Annotated in this window: 15 protein-coding genes; 7 read left to right on the forward strand and 8 right to left on the reverse strand. The window is 61.2% G+C overall.

What is annotated here, in order from left to right:
* Window positions 1-91: 91 nt before the first annotated feature.
* Window positions 92-1,309 (forward strand): Tm-1-like ATP-binding domain-containing protein, encoded by a 1,218-nt coding sequence (locus tag EDY99_RS20435; protein WP_123062034.1) that lies wholly within the window; start codon window positions 92-94, stop codon window positions 1,307-1,309.
* A 91-nt stretch (window positions 1,310-1,400) separates the two neighbouring features.
* Here EDY99_RS20435 and spy read toward each other — a convergent pair whose 3' ends face one another.
* Complete coding sequence (gene spy, locus EDY99_RS20440; RefSeq protein ID WP_033645367.1) at window positions 1,401-1,892, reverse strand: ATP-independent periplasmic protein-refolding chaperone Spy; 492 nt, start codon at window positions 1,890-1,892, stop codon at window positions 1,401-1,403.
* A gap of 542 nt (window positions 1,893-2,434) precedes the next feature.
* Here spy and pdeR point away from each other — a divergent pair.
* Window positions 2,435-4,429 carry a cyclic di-GMP phosphodiesterase gene (gene pdeR, locus EDY99_RS20445; protein WP_033645368.1) on the forward strand — a complete coding sequence of 665 codons (1,995 nt, stop codon included), beginning with the start codon at window positions 2,435-2,437 and terminating at the stop codon, window positions 4,427-4,429.
* Window positions 4,430-4,445: 16 nt separating this feature from the next.
* Here the strand turns inward: pdeR and EDY99_RS20450 are convergent, their stop codons facing one another.
* Complete coding sequence (locus tag EDY99_RS20450; protein WP_033652699.1) at window positions 4,446-5,312, reverse strand: crotonase/enoyl-CoA hydratase family protein; 867 nt, start codon at window positions 5,310-5,312, stop codon at window positions 4,446-4,448.
* A 341-nt stretch (window positions 5,313-5,653) separates the two neighbouring features.
* Here EDY99_RS20450 and yhjD point away from each other — a divergent pair, with 341 nt between their 5' ends.
* The 3 genes from yhjD (at window position 5,654) to EDY99_RS20465 (ending at window position 9,193) form a co-directional block, all read left to right on the forward strand.
* The gene (gene yhjD, locus EDY99_RS20455; RefSeq protein WP_021505224.1) at window positions 5,654-6,673 is read left to right on the forward strand and encodes an inner membrane protein YhjD; all 1,020 of its coding nucleotides are present in this window, start codon (window positions 5,654-5,656) and stop codon (window positions 6,671-6,673) included.
* Between the two features lie 329 nt (window positions 6,674-7,002).
* The gene (locus EDY99_RS20460) at window positions 7,003-8,325 is read left to right on the forward strand and encodes an MFS transporter (RefSeq protein ID WP_016930463.1); all 1,323 of its coding nucleotides are present in this window, start codon (window positions 7,003-7,005) and stop codon (window positions 8,323-8,325) included.
* A 100-nt stretch (window positions 8,326-8,425) separates the two neighbouring features.
* Entirely contained in the window at window positions 8,426-9,193 is a 768-nt protein-coding gene (locus EDY99_RS20465) for a CDP-diacylglycerol diphosphatase (RefSeq protein WP_060660144.1), read from the forward strand.
* On the opposite strand, the gene EDY99_RS20470 is transcribed toward EDY99_RS20465, so the two are convergent.
* Window positions 9,194-11,233, reverse strand: coding sequence for an AsmA family protein (locus tag EDY99_RS20470; RefSeq protein ID WP_123062035.1), 2,040 nt, complete (start codon window positions 11,231-11,233; stop codon window positions 9,194-9,196).
* 91 nt (window positions 11,234-11,324) lie between these two features.
* Window positions 11,325-12,116: a cyclic-guanylate-specific phosphodiesterase gene (gene pdeH, locus EDY99_RS20475; RefSeq protein WP_069100633.1), complete on the reverse strand. Its 792-nt coding sequence runs from the start codon at window positions 12,114-12,116 to the stop codon at window positions 11,325-11,327.
* A gap of 236 nt (window positions 12,117-12,352) precedes the next feature.
* Here pdeH and EDY99_RS20480 point away from each other — a divergent pair, with 236 nt between their 5' ends.
* Window positions 12,353-13,288 carry a sugar kinase gene (locus EDY99_RS20480; protein WP_033652696.1) on the forward strand — a complete coding sequence of 312 codons (936 nt, stop codon included), beginning with the start codon at window positions 12,353-12,355 and terminating at the stop codon, window positions 13,286-13,288.
* Between the two features lie 54 nt (window positions 13,289-13,342).
* On the opposite strand, the gene ilvC is transcribed toward EDY99_RS20480, so the two are convergent.
* Window positions 13,343-14,818, reverse strand: coding sequence for a ketol-acid reductoisomerase (gene ilvC / locus EDY99_RS20485; protein ID WP_033645374.1), 1,476 nt, complete (start codon window positions 14,816-14,818; stop codon window positions 13,343-13,345).
* A gap of 168 nt (window positions 14,819-14,986) precedes the next feature.
* On the opposite strand from ilvC, the gene ilvY reads away from it, so the two are divergent.
* Window positions 14,987-15,877 (forward strand): HTH-type transcriptional activator IlvY, encoded by an 891-nt coding sequence (gene ilvY / locus EDY99_RS20490; protein ID WP_123062036.1) that lies wholly within the window; start codon window positions 14,987-14,989, stop codon window positions 15,875-15,877.
* A gap of 10 nt (window positions 15,878-15,887) precedes the next feature.
* Here the strand turns inward: ilvY and EDY99_RS20495 are convergent, their stop codons facing one another.
* From EDY99_RS20495 to ilvA, 3 genes are read right to left on the reverse strand one after another with little or no spacing between them, the layout of a single operon-like run.
* Window positions 15,888-16,589, reverse strand: a complete 702-nt coding sequence (locus tag EDY99_RS20495) for a DUF2461 domain-containing protein (RefSeq protein WP_033645375.1) — start codon at window positions 16,587-16,589, stop codon at window positions 15,888-15,890.
* A 21-nt stretch (window positions 16,590-16,610) separates the two neighbouring features.
* Window positions 16,611-17,144, reverse strand: coding sequence for a hypothetical protein (locus EDY99_RS20500; RefSeq protein WP_050594465.1), 534 nt, complete (start codon window positions 17,142-17,144; stop codon window positions 16,611-16,613).
* A gap of 53 nt (window positions 17,145-17,197) precedes the next feature.
* Entirely contained in the window at window positions 17,198-18,742 is a 1,545-nt protein-coding gene (gene ilvA, locus EDY99_RS20505; RefSeq protein ID WP_123062037.1) for a threonine ammonia-lyase, biosynthetic, read from the reverse strand.
* Between the last annotated feature and the right edge of the window lie 3 nt (window positions 18,743-18,745).

The raw sequence follows: 18,745 nt of genomic DNA on the forward strand, positions 1-18,745 counted from the left end.
CCAATTTAATTTAAATGCCAACACCAGGGCACCTAAAAAAACATAATACATTAATTTTTAAATAAAAATTAGAAACACCCCGGAAAAATCCATGAAAGATACTTCAAATTTTGTCTATATTGCTACCACAGCAGATACGAAAGGACAAGAGTTGGAGTATGTGCGGCGGCTGATTGCCAGCCTGAATTTACCCACGCGAACCGTCGATCTCTCCACCCGAAGCTTGCCGTTTGACTCCCCGGCCGATATCGGCCCAGAAGAGGTCGCTCGCCACCATCCGGCGGGCGCAGGCGCGGTCTTTCTAGCCAGCCGCGGCCAGGCAATCGCCGCCATGGCGACCGCTTTCGAACGTTTTATCCTGACGCGCCGCGATATCGCCGGCCTGCTTGGCCTGGGCGGCTCCGGCGGCACCGCCATCATCACGCCGGCAATGCAGCAGTTGCCGATTGGCCTGCCGAAATTGATGGTCTCGAGCATGGCGGCGGGAGACGTTTCCGCCTATGTCGGCGCCAGTGATATCAGCATGTTGTATTCGGTCACCGATCTCGCCGGCCTGAACCGTATCTCGCGCCGGGTGCTGGGCAATGCGGCGCGCCAGATAGCCGGCGCAGTCCGCTTCGCCGCTGTCGATCATCACGACGACAAGCCCGCAATCGGCCTGACGATGTTTGGCGTCACCACCCCCTGCATTCAGGCGCTGGTTGCCGATCTTGAGCCGCAATGGGACTGCCTGACGTTTCACGCGACCGGCAGCGGTGGCAGAGCGCTGGAAAAACTGATCGATAGCCGGCAACTGCACGGCGCCATCGATTTGACCACCACCGAAGTGACCGATTACCTGTTTGGCGGTGTGCTGCCCTGCAATGCAGATCGTTTCGGTGCTATCGCGCGTACCGGCATCCCGTGCGTACTCTCCTGCGGCGCGATCGACATGATCAACTTCGGCGCGCTGAATACGGTGCCGGCTCGCTACGCGAACCGCCTGCGCCATCATCACAATCCGCAAGTGACGCTGGTGCGCACCAGCCCGCGGGAAAATGCGCTAATCGGACATTGGATTGGCGAGAAAATCAACGCCTGCGCGGGCGAAGTGCGCTTCGTGATCCCGGCGGGCGGCGTGTCGGCGCTGGATGCCCCTGGGCAACCGTTCTGGGATCCCGCAGCGCTGGCCGCCTTTACGCAAACGCTGGAGGAGACGGTGCACGCCCCCCATAAGCGCCGGTTAATAAAAACGCCTTACCATATTAACGATCCGCGCTTTGCGCAGGCCGTTGCCGAACAGTTCCGACATATTGCCGGTGGGGAATGATAATCACTCGCTGCCGGGTCTGCCGGAGATAACGCCGAAAAAAAAGGCCAGACAAATAGTCTGGCCCTTTTTTATTTACCGCGAGCGTATATTACTGACCGGAGGACATCTGCTCCTTCATTTTATTCATATGGTCCATCATCTTTTGCTCACGTTTCTGATAATTCTCATTGTATTGTTTTTTCTGCTCAGGGGTCAGCAGGTTATACATTTTATTTTCCGCCTTGGCGCGTTCCAGCATGCGTTCGGATTGCGCTTTGCCGATCGCGTCAATTTGCGCCTTCGCCTTCGCTTCATCGAAGCTGTCGGAAGCCACCAGATTATGCAGCGCCTGGCGTTCCTCTTTCATGCCCGGACCGCGTTTCGAGTGCGACTCTTTCATGATATCGCGCATTTGCTGGCGCTGCTGCTCGGTCAGGTTCAGCCCGGCGAACGGGCCGCCTTTACCTTCACCCTTGTGATGCATCATTTTCATCGGCGCGGCATCCGCAGCCGGGGCCGCCGTCGTATCAGCGGCGAACGCCGCAGAAGCAGAACCCAGAGCCAGCGTGGAAGCAATAAATAAAGCCGTCAATTTACGCATAATCATTTCCTTAAAAATTTTTCTTCATCAGGAGCGCTGTACGTTAACAGGCTCATTCGTTCGTCGAAGATAATAATAGGCTGATAAAATTCAAGTAATGCGAGGGTGTGTAAACTTTTTAAAACCCGTCACGGGTTTATTCACCAATTATGAGAAAACTATGAAGAAGGCGTTTATTTAATGGAAATTTTAATTTCCCGGCAAAAATCTCCCCGACAGGGTTATTTTTCAGCCGCCCTCTCACCGCTATAATTTACTCGCCCACAAGGCAACCTTGCATAAACCGTTTTTCGTTAGCGGGGAAGCCGGTACAAACTTCGCACGACCCGATGTTCTCCTCCTACACTTTAAGGCAACCGGTCGCCGGGTGGCGCGTACACCGCAAAACTAATCATTGCTTATAGAATAGTTTCCATTACCCGCCCCGCCTGTGAAAACCTGTTATATGATGCACAGACGCGCACGGCGACCACTTTCGGGCCCACAGGCCGCCAGCGGTTCTTCGTGCTGACCGGCCGCCCGTGCTCTTTTGAGGAATCATCATGTCCGCAGACCAAGGCCCTGAGCTTCTTAACGCCCACTTCGGCACCCAGAGCCCCCACTGGCGGCTGGCGTTTGACAGCAATGCCCTGGAGCTGTCCGCCGTTAAGGGCAAAGCCCACGTCGCGGTGGCGCTGAGCGCCATGGACGCGGCGAAAATTCGCCGTTTGACCGGCGTGACCGCCAGCCTTGAACTCACCATCACGCTGGCCGGCGAACCGCTGCATCTGCATCTGGTCGGGCGCCGCGTCAATAACCTCGAATGGGCGGGCACCGCGTCCGCGTTCAGCGATACCCAATCCGTGGCGCGCGATCTGGTGCATGGGCTCTCCTTCGCCGAGCAGGTGGTGTCCGAAGCCAACTCGGTGATCGTGATCGTCGACCAGCACGGCCGCATCCAGCGCTTCAATCGGCTGAGCGAGGAGTACACCGGGCTGCACGAACACGAGGTGATCGGCAAGAACGTTTTCCAGCTGTTTATGAGCCCGGAAGAAGCCGCCGCCTCGCGGCGCAACATCGCCGGCTTCTTCCGCAACGGCTCTTCGTATGAGGTGGAACGCTGGGTAAAGACGGTCAAGGGCGAGCGGCTGTTCCTGTTTCGCAATAAGTTCGTGCACAGCGGCAGCGGCAAGAACGAGGTGTTTCTGATCTGCTCAGGAACCGACATCACCGAAGAGCGTCGCGCGCAGGAACGGCTGCGGGTGCTGGCCAACACCGATATCATCACCGGCCTGCCGAACCGTAACGCCATCCAGGACAAGATCAACCACGCCATCGCCACGCGCGGCGAAGAGAGTTTCGGCCTGGTGTACCTCGATCTCGACAACTTCAAAAAGGTCAACGACGCCTACGGCCATATGTTCGGCGATCGGCTGCTGGTTGAGGTCTCGCTGGCGATCCTCGGCTGCCTGAGCCCGGATCAGGTGCTCGCCCGCCTCGGCGGCGACGAATTTTTGGTGCTGGCGCCTCAGACCGATCGCGAACGTTTGCAAACGCTGGCGCAGCGCATCATCGATCGGCTGAAGACCCCTTTCCGCATCGGCCTGATCGAAGTGTATACCGGCTGTTCGATCGGCATCGCGCTGTGCCCGGAGCACGGCAACGATCTCGACAGCCTGATCCGCAGCGCCGATACCGCCATGTACGTCGCCAAGGAGCACGGCAAGCGCACCTATACCGTCTTCTCGCCGGAGATGAACAAGCGCGTCGCCGAATACATGTGGCTGGACACCAACCTGCGTAAAGGGCTGGAGCAAAATCAGCTGGTATTGTATTACCAGCCTAAAATCGACGCGCGCAGCGGTGAAGTGCACAGCGTGGAAGCGCTGGTGCGCTGGGATTCACCGGAGCGCGGCCTGATCCCGCCGCTGCAGTTCATCTCCTACGCCGAGGAGTCCGGCCTGATCGGCCCGCTGGGCCAATGGGTGTTGCAGACCGCCGCCTGCCAGGCGGCGCAGTGGCGAGAGCGGGGATTGAATCTGCGGGTGGCGGTCAACCTCTCCGCCCGGCAGCTGGCCGACGACGGCATCGTCAACGATCTGCTCGGGGTGCTGCGCCGTCACCGCATGGCCCCTTGCCTGCTGGACTTCGAGTTGACTGAGAGCAGCCTGATTGAAGACGAAAACCGCGCGCGCGTGCTGATCACCCGGCTACGCGAGCTGGGCGCGCAGGTGCATCTCGACGACTTCGGCACCGGCTATTCGTCGCTGGCGCAGCTGGCGCGTATTCCGCTGGACGCCATCAAGCTGGATAAAAGCTTCGTGCGCGGGGTGAATTTCAACCCGGTTTCGCAATCGCTGGTGCGCGCGATCGTCGCGGCGGCGGAGGCGCTGGCCTTCCGCGTGATCGCCGAAGGGGTGGAGACCGAGAGCGAAAATCAGTTCCTCGACGAGGTCGGCGTGGACGAAAAGCAGGGCTTTCTGTTTGCGCGGCCAATGCTCCCGGAACAGCTGGAGCATTGGCTGCAGTCCTATCGCCCGCGCTCACCTTCCGCGTGAGGCGGGCGCGTTAACGTTAGCCGGCACGACGCAGGTTCAGGGTGTGGCGATCCTGCAACATCACCAGCCGCTCGATGTAGGCGCGATCTTTTTCCTCAATGGTGAAGGCCGAGTGCACCCAATCCTCGGTAATGTCCATCAGCTCGGAACGCGTCAGCTGCAGCACGCGCTGACGCGCCCGCAACATGGCGCGCATGCCGTTGAGCTTCGGCCGGATGGTATCGATGAAAGTGCGCGTCGCCATGTAGGCGTCGCCGGGCTGGAACAGCTGATCCACCAGCCCACGGCTCTCGAACCACTCTGCGGTGTGCGACTCGCCGCCCCAAATCAGTTCTTCGGCCAAGCGCATGCCCGCCTTGCGCGCCACCAGCGAGTAACCGCCCATGCCGGGAAACAGGTTGAACGCAATCTCCGGGAACCCCATGCGCGCATTGTTCTGCGCCAACACGAAATGGTGCGCCAGCGCCGCTTCAAAGCCGCCGCCCAGCGCGCTGCCTTCGACCATCGCAATGCTGACCGCGCCGGTATCGAAACCGCGCGCCGCCGCATGCACGCAGTCGATGCAGGCACGCGCGTAGGCCATCATCGCCTCGCGTTTGCGGTTCTTGATGGCTTCGGCGAAGAACTGCAGATCGCCGCCGACGTTAAACATGTTCGGCACCAGCGAGCCGGTGACCCAGAAATCGAACCGCAGCGAAGACTCTTTCGCCGCCTGCGCCAGCGTCATGATGTCTTCGATCAGCGCCTGATTAAAGCAAGGACGCGGCGCAGCGCGCAGCAGCATCCACATGATATGCCTCTCCTCTTCATAGTAGGCGGAAAGCTGCGACAGATTGCCCGCTTCGGTAAACGGACGGCAGGTGGGGTGATTAAGCAATTTCATAAGACCTTCCAGTTTTTCTGTTGATGACGGGTGAGACCGTTCCAGCCCCTACGGCTGCAGCGGAGCGGCGCTCGGCAACGCGTGGCGCCACATCATGAGTAAACGCTTTCTCGCCGACGAAACAGATAAAAATTGGAGGTAGGGAAGTGAAAAAAACCGAGGCGCGGCGGGGTTTTCATAGGAATTTTACCTATCGGCCGCCTCCTGGCATTTCATGCCGGGCGCTAACGCGTTAAGCTCGGAAAATGACCGTTTGCCGCCCCGGCGCTCAAAACGCCGCGGGGCTTTGGCTATAATCAACGCGGATACATGCCGTTTAACGTTAAGGAAATCGTGAAGTAATGCCTACAGGACCAGACCAGGAACGCCGCCAGCCCGCACAAGACACGCCGCCGAAGCCGCTTATCGCCATCAAGACCGGCCATGAAACGCTCGACCGCCGCATCAGCGGTTTTTCACGTCTGATTGAACGCATCAAAGCCTGGCCGAGCGTTGCGCACCTGCTGCGCGCCGCCGAACGCTTTAACGATCGGCTGGGCAGCCAGTTCGGCGCCGCCATCACCTATTTTTCATTCCTCTCGCTGATCCCGATCCTGATGGTGTCGTTCGCCGCCGCCGGTTTCGTGCTGGCTTCCAACCCGGATCTGCTGGCCCGTTTGATCAACCGGATCGTCGGCAGCATCAGCGATCCGACGCTGGCCAGCACGCTGAAGAACACCGTCAACACCGCCATTCAGCAGCGCACCACCGTGGGATTGACCGGCCTGGCGCTGGCGCTCTATTCCGGCATCAGTTGGATGGGCAACCTGCGCGAAGCGATCCGCGCGCAATCGCGTGACGTCTGGGAGCGCAATCCGCAGGATCAGGAGAAAATCTATTTCAAGTACACCCGCGACTTCATCTCGCTGACCGGCCTGGTGGTCGCACTGATTATCACGCTGTCGCTGACCTCGGTCGCCGGCTCGGCGCAGGCGGCGATCGTCAACGCACTGGGGCTGGACGGCATCGAATGGCTGCGGCCGGCGCTGACGACGATCGCGCTGTCGATCTCGATTTTCGCCAACTATCTGCTGTTCCTGTGGATTTTCTGGATGCTGCCGCGCCACAAACCGAAGAAAAAAGCGCTGCTGCGCGGCACCTTGCTTGCGGCTATCGGCTTTGAGGTGATCAAGTTCGTGATGACGATGACGCTGCCGCAGGTGGCGAAATCGCCCTCCGGCGCGGCCTTCGGCTCGGTGATCGGGCTGATGGCGTTCTTCTACTTCTTCGCCCGCCTGACGCTGTTTTGCGCCGCCTGGATCGCAACGGCCGACTACAAAGGCGACAAAGCCTTGCCGGAACGCGAGCCGCCGGCACGCTGAAGCCATGCAATCGTGCCGGTGTTATCGCACGCGCCGGCACTTTCCTCTGGTTAACAAGCAAAAAACCAGTCAATCTCTCTAAATCATGCGGCATGGCATTCGAAAAACCAGCATAACAAACTACCCAGTCACTTTTCTTTCCCGTTTTTACAGCCATTCACACTGTATGAACCCCATTTCTCAACGTTTAACGCTACAGAAAAGAAGTCAGGGAAAACATTAGTCTTTTTAACCGGTTAGCGGCGGCGCTGCCCAGAGTTCCAGCGTTGAAAAGGCGGAATGCTGTCACTAAGATGGATTTTTACCCCCTCCAACAATAAGAAATAGATATGCAAGCCACCATCGCACCCCCACTCGACGCCGACGACGCGTCTACACCGGTGAATTCCCGCGGGAAAGTCATCGTCGCCTCGCTGGTCGGCACCGCCATCGAGTTCTTCGACTTTTACATCTACGCCACCGCCGCGGTGATCGTGTTCCCGCACATCTTCTTCCCGCAGGGCGACCCGACCACCGCGACGCTGCAGTCGCTGGCCACCTTCGCCGTCGCCTTTGTCGCGCGCCCTATCGGCTCTGCGCTGTTCGGCCACTTCGGCGATCGCGTGGGGCGCAAGGTGACGCTGGTCGCCTCGCTGCTGACCATGGGGATTTCCACCGTGCTGATCGGCCTGCTGCCGAGCTATGAAACCATCGGCATCTTCGCCCCTATCCTGCTGGCGCTGGCGCGCTTTGGCCAGGGGCTGGGGCTGGGCGGCGAATGGGGCGGCGCCGCCTTGCTGGCGACGGAGAACGCGCCGGCCAAAAAACGTGCGCTGTACGGCTCCTTCCCCCAGTTGGGCGCCCCGATCGGCTTCTTCTTCGCCAACGGCACCTTCCTGCTGCTCTCGTGGCTGCTGAGCGACCAGCAATTTATGGAATGGGGCTGGCGCGTGCCGTTCATCCTCTCCGCCGCATTGGTGCTGATTGGCCTGTACGTCCGGGTGTCATTGCATGAAACGCCGGTGTTCGCCAAAGCGGCCAAGGCCGGCAAACAGGTGAAAGTGCCGCTCGGCACGCTGCTGAGCAAGCATCTGAAAGCCACCATCCTCGGCACCTTCATCATGCTGGCGACCTACACGCTGTTTTATCTGATGACGGTCTATTCGATGACCTACGGCACTGCGCCGCAGCCGCTGGGGCTCGGTTACTCCCGCAACAGCTTCCTGTGGATGCTGATGGTGGCGGTGATCGGTTTCGGCGTGATGGTGCCCATCGCCGGCCTGCTGGCGGACGCGTTCGGCCGTCGCAAGACCATGATCGCCATTACCCTGCTGATGATCGGCTTCGCGTTCCTGTTCCCGACCCTGCTGGGTTCCGGCAACCAGGCGCTGGTGATGGGCTTCCTGCTGTGCGGCCTGAGCATCATGGGGCTGACCTTTGGCCCGATGGGCGCGCTGCTGCCGGAGCTGTTCCCCACCGAAGTGCGCTATACCGGCGCATCGTTCTCCTACAACGTCGCGTCGATTCTCGGCGCGTCCGTGGCGCCTTACATCGCCACCTGGCTGGCGGCCCACTACGGGCTGTTTTACGTCGGCATGTACCTGGCGGCGATGGCCGGGCTGACGCTGTTGGCCCTCCTGCTGATGAAAGAAACCCGCCACCAGTCGCTGTGATCCTCTGCGGCCCCTCACTGCGGGGGGCCGCACGCGTTGTTCGTTTCCTGTCATAAAACCGGGCTATGCTGGACGTTTCTCTCGGTAACAGGATCGGCCGATGTCTCTGCGTCGTGGGGTATTTGTCTGCGTGGTGCTGCTGGCGGCTCTCGCCATCGCGCTCTATTACGGGTTGAAACCCGACCATCCCGATGCGCTGTGGCGCATCGTCAGCCAGCAATGTCTGCCCAATCAGCAGGCGCATGACAACCCGGCGCCCTGCGCGCAGGTGGATGTGCAGGCCGGTTTCGTGGTGTTTAAAGATCGCAACGGGCCGCTGCAATACCTGCTGATGCCCAGCGCCAAAATCACCGGTATCGAAAGCCCGGCGGTGCTGGACGCCGCCACGCCGAATTTCTTCGCCCAGGCCTGGCGCGCGCGCCACGTGATGGCGGAACGCTATGGCAAACCGATCGACGACGGCGATATTTCACTGGCGATCAATTCGGAATATGGCCGCACGCAAAACCAGCTGCACATTCATATCTCCTGCCTGCTGCCGGCGGTAAAACAGCGGCTGGCGCAGATCGGCCCCCATTTCATCGAGCAATGGCAACCGCTGCCCGGCGGCCTGTTGGGGCATGACTATCTGGGGCGGCGGGTGACCCCCGCCGAACTGGAACAACAGGGCGCCTTCCGCCTGCTGGCCTCCGGCCTGCCGCGCGCCGACGGGCGCATGGGCAGCTTCGGCCTGGCGATGACCGCGCTGCCGGACGGGGATTTCCTGCTGCTGGCAACCGAGCGCAGCCTGCTGCCGTTCACCCTGGCCTCGGCGGAAGAGATCCAGGATCACGACTGCCGGCTGCTCACGCCGCCGCCGCGCGCCTGACTATTTTTTGCCTTTCATCTCCCGCAGGATCTGCCCGCACTGGTTCTCCTCGCCGCCTTCACTGGGCGAGACCAACGCCAGCAGCGCCGCCGCCGGCGTCAGCACCGCCCCCAACGCCACCGCCGCCGCGCCGCGCGCGATCAGCGGCCCGGCTTTGACCCCGGCGTCTGGATGCTTGAAGGTGCCTTTCACGTACAGCGGCGATCGCAGGGTCAGCACGCGCATCCCCTTGCTTTCCGGATCGATGGACAAATCCAGCCGTTCGGTGGCGAGGTTGGTGTTGCCGGTGATGTTGATCACCGCGTTTTCGGTGTCGAACACGAACAGTCGCGGCGCGGCGACGCCGCTGCGGATGCCGACGTCCGCCGCCGCGCAGTTGATGCCCACCACGTCGTCACCGAACAGCTGCGCCACCAGATAGTTACCGACGTTCAGACCGAGGATCTCCATCAGGCTACGGCTGATCACCCCGTTATTGATCAGCAGGCGCAGATCGCCGTTGCTGGTCGCCAGCAGCTCGGCCACCGAATTGCCGCTGCCCGTCAGCCTGGCGTCGCCGTTCATCTGCCCGAGGCTGCGCTTCATCGCCTCCACGTTCGGCAACAGCTGTTTAAGCTGAAGTTTGCGTGCATGCATATCCACCTGCCCGCGCATCGGCTTTTTGCCGCCGTCGAGGCGCACGACAGCGTTCAGGCTGCCGCCCGCCATGCCGAAGCGCAGCGGATCCAGGCGCAGTTCGCCATTGTTCAGCTTCAGGTGCGTGGCCAGATCGCTCAGCGGCAAATCGCTGCCGCGTTCAATGCGCGCGGCGGCAAACTTCACGTCCGCATCCATCTTGCTCCAGCTTTGCGTATCGAACTGTTCGACCGGCAGCACCTTATCCGCCGGCTGACGGCTTTTCTCGCCGCGCCCGGCTTTGGCGGCGTTGGAGTCGGCGCCGATCAGCGGCGCCAGATCCGCCAACCTCAGCTGCCGGGAGTTCACCGCACCGCTCAGCGTGGGCCGCGGTTTACCGGCAACGTACTTCAAGCTGCCGTGAATGTCGCTGTCGCCGATTTTTCCGTCGAATTTCTGGTACTCAAACACCGCGCCGCCCGGCTGATGCAGACGGGCGGTCAGATGACCATCGGTCGCATACGGCGGGGTATTCGGCAACAACACGCCGGTCAGGCCATAGAGGTTGCTCAGGCTTTCACCGGAAAATTTCAGCTGTACATCCAGGCCGCCGAGGTTCAGCGGATCGGACAAGGTGCCCGCGACCACCACCCGGGTGCTGCCGGAGCGCACATCGGCCTGCAGCGGGAACGGCAAATCGGCGCTCTGCAGCGACAGCATGCCGCCAATCTTGCCGCTGCCGCTCAACGGTTCGCCGTTATATTTGCCCTTCACCTGCCAGCCGAAAACGTAATCGGGGGTCGCGGTCTTGTCGCCGCCCTGTTTGCCGGTCACTTCACTGAACGGCAACGGCTTGCCGAGCGGATCGATGACGGCGCGGAAATCCGCCTTCAGCGTGGCGTCTTTAAAGGCGATCTGCCCCTTGTCGAATACGATGTCGTGAACGGTGAACGACCAGTCGGAAGGCGGCTGCTTGGGATCCTGGCCGGCAGCCAGGTCAAACGTCCAGTTGTTGTCGCCGTTGGCCAGACGTTGCAACGAAGCATTCGGCTGCTTCAGCCAGATGCGCGGGATCAGCAGCTCTTTACCCAGCAGCGCCAGCGGCGCAATGCTGGCGTCGACGCGCTGCAGCGTCACCATGCTGTCGCCGGGCATGTTTTTCGGGTTACCCAGCCACACGTCTTCGGCGTGAATATGCGGCCAGGGCACCCAGGCGCGCCAGCCGCCCTCATCCGGATTGCGCGACCAGTCGACGCCCAGATCGCCGCGAATGGCGAACGGTCGCCGCAGTTCGGCCGACACTTTGTCGTTGATGGTGGGCTTGAGTCGATTCCAGTCGAAGGTAGCAATGAAGATCGCCTGCGCGACGATCAGTAGCAGCACAATGCCGCCCAGCCAGCTGAAAACCTTTCCTGTTCTTGTCATAGCGGCTCCCTCAGCGCATAAATCGGGCTGCCGAATGAAAGGAAAAGGAGTTAGCAGCCCCGTTTAAGCCTAGCTGAGGATAGGCCGGAGTTCACGCCGGCGTGCCGGGCGCGGCGAACAACGTCGGCACGCTGTGCAGAGTTTCAAAGCACGCCGGGCGGGAAAGGTAGTAGCCCTGAGCGGCCAACGCGCCGGAACGCTGCACCAGCCGCCACTCATGTTCGGTTTCCACACCCTCGACGATCACCCCGTCGCTGTGCTGGTTCATCATCTTGATCAGGGTGCCGAGCAGCTGGACGCCCTCTTCCGACTGTTTGAGCAAGGTAAACAATTCGCGCGCCACCTTGATGTATTGATAACGCCAGGCGCCGACGGCGGAGAAGTTGGCCAGCCCGCTGCCGAAATCGTCCAGCCACAGCCGCTCGCCGCCGACGATCTGCTGCAGCGGGCGGTTTGACGCCGTTTCGGCGTGCTCCACCAGCTCGAAGCGCAGATAGGGCATCTCGGCGATCTGCCGTTGCAACGCGCTATGGCGCTGCAACGCTTGCAGCGCGATGCCGTCGATATTGACCGACACCATCACCGCGTGACGAATGAACAATGCCTGCCAGCGCTGCAACAGCGCCAGCTGTTCCTGGATCACCTGCAAACGCTGGGCGACGCCGAGCGAGGAAAAATAATGCTCCGGGGATTGCCGCTTGTCCGGCTCATTCGGGTGATACACCGCCGTCAGCAGTTCCACCGCCAACAGCGCGCCGCTGGTGCGATAAATCGGCTGGAAGGTATACAAGCGCCGGCATTGCCGCCAGTAGCGCCGCGATTTGGCGCAGGCATAGAGGGCAAAACAAGGCGCCAGCAGACCAGAGATCAGATTGGTTATCATCGGTACTATCGCCGTGGCGGGGAAATGAGAGCGCTGCCGCTGTTTCTTTACCCAGCTTATCGGCAACGCAGCGTAAAACTTTAAGCCGAATTGCCGCCCGTTTCGCCTCCGTCCTGCCCGCGTTCGCCGATCGCGATCATAAAAAATTAAAACGCCGTTTTAATTTATTGACTCCCTGACCGCCTTGCGTGGAGACTGACAGCTATTGCTTCTTCTTTAGCCAGGGCTTATTGACGATGACTATCCGAAATCTCGCCGTGATCGGCGAATGCATGATCGAGCTGTCGCAGCAGGGCGCACAGCTGACGCGCGGCTTTGGCGGCGATACCCTCAACACCGCCGTCTACCTCGCCCGCCAAATGCCGGAACAGACGCTACGGGTGCATTATGTCACCGCACTCGGCACCGACAGTTTCAGCGGCGACATGCTGCAGGCCTGGCGGCAGGAGAAGATCGAGACCGGGTTGATTCAGCAATTCGACAACAAGCTGCCGGGCCTGTACCTCATCGAAACCGACGCCGCCGGCGAACGTACTTTCTACTACTGGCGCAATGACGCCGCCGCCCGGTATTGGCTTGCGGGACCGCAGGCCGACGCACTGTGCGAACGGCTGGCGCAGTTCGATTACTTGTACCTCAGCGGCATTAGCCTGGCGATCCTCGCGCCTGCCGATCGCATGAAACTGCTGGCGCTGCTGCGCCGCTGTCGCGCCAACGGCGGCAAGGTGATCTTCGACAACAATTACCGTCCGCGCCTGTGGCAAAGCCGTGAGGAAACGCAGCAGACCTACCGCGAGGTGCTGGCCTGTACCGACATCGCTTTTCTGACGCTGGATGACGAAGAATTGCTGTGGGGAGCGCAGCCTATCGAACAGGCGGTAGCTCGCACACAGGCGCTCGGCGTCGGCGAGATCGTCATCAAACGCGGCGCGCACGCCTGTCTGGTGTTCAGTATGGCAGGGGAGAAGCTTGAGGTGCCGGCGATCGCGCTGCCGCCAGAGCGTGTCGTCGACACCACCGCAGCGGGCGATTCTTTCAGCGCCGGTTACCTGGCGGCCCGCCTGAACGGCGGCAGCGCCCAACGGGCGGCGCAGCGCGGCCATCTGCTGGCCGCTACGGTGATCCAGCATCGCGGCGCCATCATTCCCGCCGCAATGATGCCGGAGGCATAAAAAAAGCCGGCATCGCTGCCGGCTCTTTCTCTTTGTGCTTTGCCTTGCGGAAAATCAGCCCGCGACGGCGATGCGTTTCATATCGGTCATGTAGCCGCGCAGTTTACGGCCGACGGTTTCGATAGGGTGGCTGCGCACCGCTTCGTTCACGTCGCGCAGCTGCGCATTGTCCACCGCCGTACCCGTCACAGCTTTGCCCAAATCGCCCGCCTGCAGGGTGGTCATGAAGTCCTTCAGCAGCGGCACCGCCGCGTTGGCGAACAGGTAGTTGCCGTACTCTGCGGTATCGGAGATAACCACGTTCATTTCATACAGACGCTTACGCGCAATGGTGTTGGCGATCAGCGGCAGCTCGTGCAGCGACTCGTAGTAAGCCGACTCTTCGATGATGCCGGCATCGACCATGGTTTCGAACGCCAGCTCAACGCCCGCTTTCACCATCGCCACCATCAGCACGCCGTGATCGAAGTACTCTTGCTCGCTGATCTTGCCTTCAAACTGCGGCGCATTCTCGAATGCGGTTTTGCCGGTCTCTTCGCGCCAGGTCAGCAGTTTCACGTCGTCTTCCGCCCAGTCGGCCATCATGCCGCTGGAGAACGCGCCGGAAATGATGTCGTCCATGTGCTTCTGGAACAGCGGCGCCATGATGGTTTTCAGCTGTTCGGACAGCGCATAGGCACGCAGCTTGGCCGGGTTGGACAGGCGATCCATCATCAGGGTGATGCCGCCCTGCTTCAGCGCTTCGGTGATGGTTTCCCAGCCGAACTGAATCAGTTTCTCGGCGTAAGCCGGATCGGTGCCCTCAGCAACCAGCTTGTCGAAGCACAGCAGCGAACCCGCCTGCAGCATGCCGCACAGAATGGTCTGCTCGCCCATCAAATCGGATTTCACTTCGGCAACGAAGGAAGACTCCAGCACGCCGGCGCGGTGGCCGCCGGTCGCCGCCGCCCAGGCCTTGGCGATCGCCATGCCTTCGCCTTTCGGATCGTTTTCCGGGTGAACCGCAATCAGGGTCGGCACGCCGAAGCCGCGCTTGTACTCTTCACGCACTTCGGTGCCCGGGCATTTCGGCGCGACCATCACCACGGTGATGTCTTTACGCACCTGCTCACCCACTTCAACGATGTTGAAGCCGTGGGAGTAACCCAGCGCCGCGCCGTCTTTCATCAGCGGCTGCACCGCGCGCACTACGGAAGAGTGCTGCTTGTCCGGCGTCAGGTTGACCACCAGATCTGCCTGCGGGATCAGGTCTTCGTAGGTGCCGACCTTGAAGCCATTTTCGGTCGCCTTGCGCCAGGAAGCGCGCTTCTCGTCGATCGCTTCTTTGCGCAGGGCATAGGCGACATCCAGACCGGAATCGCGCATGTTCAGACCCTGGTTCAGCCCCTGGGCGCCACAGCCGACAATCACCACTTTTTTACCTTTCAGGTAGCCGGCTTCGTCAGCAAATTCGTCGCGCGCCATAAAGCGGCATTTACCCAATTGCGCCAACTGCTGACGCAGGTTCAATGTGTTGAAATAGTTAGCCATGGTGGTACTCCGGTTTGATGTTGTCTTGCATTGTTATTTTCATTCCCCGCCCTGTCTGTGCGGAGATTCGTTAAACTCAATGTATAACAGGAAATGCGTTGCTTAAATTGATATATTGAGAACGTGATATTGCAATTTTTGCAACACTCTCACTGCGAGCGTATCGATATGGATTTACGTGATTTAAAGCTGTTCCTGCATCTGGCCGAAAGCCATCACTTCGGGCGCACCGCCAAGGCGATGCACGTCAGCCCGTCGACGCTCTCCCGCCAGATCCAGCGGCTGGAAGAGATCCTCGGGCAGCCGCTGTTCCTGCGCGATAACCGCACCGTGCAGCTCACCGACGCCGGCGAACAGCTGAAAGAATTCGCCCAGCAAACGCTGCTGCAATATCAGCAGCTGAAGCACTCGCTCGGCCAGCACGGCCCTTCGCTGAGCGGCGAACTGCGGCTGTTCTGCTCGGTGACCGCCGCGTACAGCCACCTGCCGCCGATCCTCGACCGCTTCCGCGCGCAGCACCCGCTGGTAGAGATCAAGCTGACCACCGGCGACGCCGCCGACGCGGTCGACAAGGTGCAGTCCAACGAGGCCGATCTCGGCATCGCCGGCCGGCCGGAAACGCTGCCCGCCAGCGTGGCGTTCACCAAAATCGGCGAAATTCCGCTGGTGCTGATCGCGCCGGCGCTGCCCTGCGCGGTGCGCAGCCAGGCGTTCGCCGACAAGCCCGACTGGGCCGAGATCCCCTTCATCTTGCCGGAGCACGGCCCTTCGCGAAAACGCATCGAACTGTGGTTCCGCCGTCACCGCATCAGCAATCCGCTGATTTACGCCACCGTCGGCGGCCACGAAGCCATCGTGTCGATGGTGGCCCTGGGCTGCGGCATCGCGCTGATCCCGAGCGTAGTGGTGGACAACAGCCCGGAACCGGTGCGCAACCGCATCTCGCAGTTGGATAACATCTCGATGGTCGAACCGTTCGAGTTGGGGGTCTGCGTCCAGAAAAAACGCCTCACCGATCCGCTGATCGACGCCTTTTGGCGATTGTTGCATCCCCGCTGACGCGGGGTTTTTACAGGTCGGCCGGATCGACCTGCTTCATCGCCTCCACCTGCATCAGCCAGTGATAGAGCGGCTCAAGCTGCAAAAATGCCCCGGCCAGCAGCGGCGCCAGATCGGCGTTGAACAGCTTTTCCACTTCGCTGTCCGTCACCATCACCGCGAACGATTTGCGGTTGTACCAGGTGGCGATCTCCGCCGCCTGCTCCTTGACCAGCGGACGCTTGTAGCTCTCGCCCACCAGCTCGAACGGCGGCCGGCAACAGGCGGCCACCTCCAGGAAAAGCTGCGGCCGCTGTTTCAGCGTATGGCGGAACAGATCCATGGTCGGCTTGTTGGCGCTGTAGTAACCGAGCCCATAGCGCAGCATGTCCGGCCCCAGTTCGAAAAAGTAGACCGGCGCATCTTTCCAGTCTTTGCTCGGGCGCTTGAACGTGAGCCACATGCGGCTGCGGTAGCGCGACTTGTCGTGAGAAAACCGCGTATCGCGATGAATGCGCGACAGCGTTTTGCCGATCGCCGGGCGAGTCTCGAACTGCGGATCGATCGCCAGCATGCCGGGAGCAAGCTGTTCCACCAGCGCGCGAAACGGCGCCAGCAGCTCGCGATCGTAGATATCGCGGTTGCCGTCGAACCACGCCTTATCGTTCTCGATCCGCACCTGCTGCAGGAAATTCAGGCCCTGCTGGCTAAAGCCGGAGAAAGGTTGCGTCATAAGTTTTTCCGTTCTGACGGTTTATCGGGTATTGCGCAGATCTTCCCTCTGCCAACGGCGTTTGATAAACACGCGCCGACGCGTGCGGAAATAGGCGACATACAGGTAGAACGCCGCCCGGTTGCTGAACAGCGCCCCGCCAACCGCGCCCCCCAGCAGCAGGGCGCCGGTGGCGATGCCGGTCATGCCCGCCGCCCACGCCGCCGCGCCGCCGAGGCAACACAGACCGAGCATGCCAAGGTAATATTGCAGCAATACCACCCCGCTGTTTTTACCCTGCACCAGTTGGAACAGGATCAGCGTCATCCACACCGCCACGATCGCGCCGCTGCCCATCAACACGGCGGCGGAGGTCTTGCCGCTCCAGGCGGCCGCCACATCCGTGACCAGACCCATCACGCCCGCCAGGCCCAGCATCAGGCACACCATCAGCAGCATGACGTTGCCGACGCCCGGCGGTGACAGCCGCTGGCCCGGCGTCATGAAATGCTGCTCGAGCTGCGCATCCACGCCGGCGAAAAGCGCACGATCGCGCGCCGCGATTTGGCTTTCCATCTCCCGGCCTTCTGCCGCTAAACGGGACAACCGGTCGGATAAACCCACCGGACTCACCCCTGCAAAAAGAAGCGGAACGCCGGGTTGTCGGTTTCGTCGTGGCAATCGTAGCCCAGCGCCTGCAGGTGCCGCTCGAATTCCGGCTCGCTTTGCGCCAGTTCGAAGGCCGCCAGCACCCGGCCGAAGTCGGTGCCGTGGCTGCGATAGTGGAACAGCGAGATGTTCCAGTGCGTGCCCAGCGTCTGCAGGAACTTCAGCAGCGCGCCCGGCGACTCCGGAAACTCAAAGCTGTACAGCCGTTCGCGCAGCGGCTTCGACGGACGCCCGCCCACCATGTAGCGCACGTGCAGTTTAGCCATCTCGTCGTCCGACAGATCCACCACCTGATAACCGTCGGCGTTGAGTTCGTCGATGATCTCCCGCCGTTCGGCGTGGCCGCGCGTCAGCCGCACGCCGACGAAAATGCAGGCGTTGTCGGCATCGGCGTAGCGGTAGTTGAATTCGGTCACCGAGCGCCCGCCCAGCAGTTGGCAGAACTTGAGGAAGCTGCCCTGCTGTTCCGGAATGGTCACCGCCAGCAGCGCTTCGCGCTGTTCGCCCAGTTCGCAACGCTCGGAAACGTAGCGCAGCCCGTGGAAGTTGAGATTGGCGCCGGACAGCACGTGCGCGAGACGCTCACCCTGAATGTTGTGCTGCTGGACGTACTTTTTCAGCCCCGCCAAAGCCAGCGCGCCGGAAGGTTCGGCAATGGCGCGCACGTCCTCGAACAGATCTTTGACCGCCGCGCAGATGGCGTCGCTGTCCACGGTGATCACGTCGTCCAGATACTCACGGCACAGGCGGAAGGTTTCGTCGCCGATGCGCTTCACCGCCACGCCTTCGGCGAACAGCCCGACGCGCGCCAGATCCACCGGATGGCCGGCATCCAGCGCCGCGCGCAGGCAGGCGGAGTCTTCCGCTTCGACGCCGATCACTTTGATCTGCGGCATCAGCTGTTTGATCAGCACCGCCACCCCGGCGGCCAGGCCGCCGCCGCCGACCGGCACGAAAACCCGATCCAGATGCGCGTCTTGCTGCAGCAGCTCCATCGCCAGCGTGCCCTGCCCGGCGATCACCGTCGGGTGATCGAACGGCGGCACAAAGGTCATGCCCTGCTGTTGGGAAAGCTCGATCGCCTTCGCTTTTGCCTCGTCGAAATTGGCGCCGTGCAGCAACACTTCGCCGCCTAAGCCGCGCACCGCATCCACCTTGATGTCCGCGGTGGACACCGGCATCACGATCAGCGTTTTGATGCCCAGCCGTTTACCGGAGAAGGCGACGCCCTGCGCGTGGTTGCCGGCCGAAGCCGTCACGACGCCGCGCGCCTTCTGCTCTTCGTCCAGCCCGGCGATCATCGCATAGGCCCCGCGCAGCTTGAAGCTGTGCACCGGCTGGCGATCTTCGCGCTTCACCAAAATGGTGTTGCCGAGGCGCGAAGAGATTTTGCTCATGGCCTGCAACGGGGTGACTTGCGCCACCTCGTAAACCGGCGAGCGCAGTACCGCTCGCAGATATTCCGCGCCGCAGGGGGCGCTGGGTAGGGGTTGAGAGACCGCCATGCT

The organism is Serratia sp. LS-1, from assembly GCF_003719595.1.
Taxonomy (GTDB): Bacteria; Pseudomonadota; Gammaproteobacteria; order Enterobacterales; family Enterobacteriaceae; genus Serratia; species Serratia ureilytica.

Bases quoted from the DNA above. Each gene is read 5' to 3' on its own strand.
- spy (WP_033645367.1), bottom strand. From the start codon at position 1,892: ATGCGTAAATTGACGGCTTTATTTATTGCTTCCACGCTGGCTCTGGGT.
- pdeH (WP_069100633.1), bottom strand. From the start codon at position 12,116: ATGATAACCAATCTGATCTCTGGTCTGCTGGCGCCTTGTTTTGCCCTC.
- ilvY (WP_123062036.1), top strand. From the start codon at position 14,987: ATGGATTTACGTGATTTAAAGCTGTTCCTGCATCTGGCCGAAAGCCAT.
- ilvC (WP_033645374.1), bottom strand. From the start codon at position 14,818: ATGGCTAACTATTTCAACACATTGAACCTGCGTCAGCAGTTGGCGCAA.
- EDY99_RS20460 (WP_016930463.1), top strand. From the start codon at position 7,003: ATGCAAGCCACCATCGCACCCCCACTCGACGCCGACGACGCGTCTACA.
- ilvA (WP_123062037.1), bottom strand. From the start codon at position 18,742: ATGGCGGTCTCTCAACCCCTACCCAGCGCCCCCTGCGGCGCGGAATAT.
- EDY99_RS20480 (WP_033652696.1), top strand. From the start codon at position 12,353: ATGACTATCCGAAATCTCGCCGTGATCGGCGAATGCATGATCGAGCTG.
- EDY99_RS20470 (WP_123062035.1), bottom strand. From the start codon at position 11,233: ATGACAAGAACAGGAAAGGTTTTCAGCTGGCTGGGCGGCATTGTGCTG.
- yhjD (WP_021505224.1), top strand. From the start codon at position 5,654: ATGCCTACAGGACCAGACCAGGAACGCCGCCAGCCCGCACAAGACACG.
- EDY99_RS20500 (WP_050594465.1), bottom strand. From the start codon at position 17,144: ATGGAAAGCCAAATCGCGGCGCGCGATCGTGCGCTTTTCGCCGGCGTG.
- pdeR (WP_033645368.1), top strand. From the start codon at position 2,435: ATGTCCGCAGACCAAGGCCCTGAGCTTCTTAACGCCCACTTCGGCACC.
- EDY99_RS20435 (WP_123062034.1), top strand. From the start codon at position 92: ATGAAAGATACTTCAAATTTTGTCTATATTGCTACCACAGCAGATACG.
- EDY99_RS20495 (WP_033645375.1), bottom strand. From the start codon at position 16,589: ATGACGCAACCTTTCTCCGGCTTTAGCCAGCAGGGCCTGAATTTCCTG.
- EDY99_RS20465 (WP_060660144.1), top strand. From the start codon at position 8,426: ATGTCTCTGCGTCGTGGGGTATTTGTCTGCGTGGTGCTGCTGGCGGCT.
- EDY99_RS20450 (WP_033652699.1), bottom strand. From the start codon at position 5,312: ATGAAATTGCTTAATCACCCCACCTGCCGTCCGTTTACCGAAGCGGGC.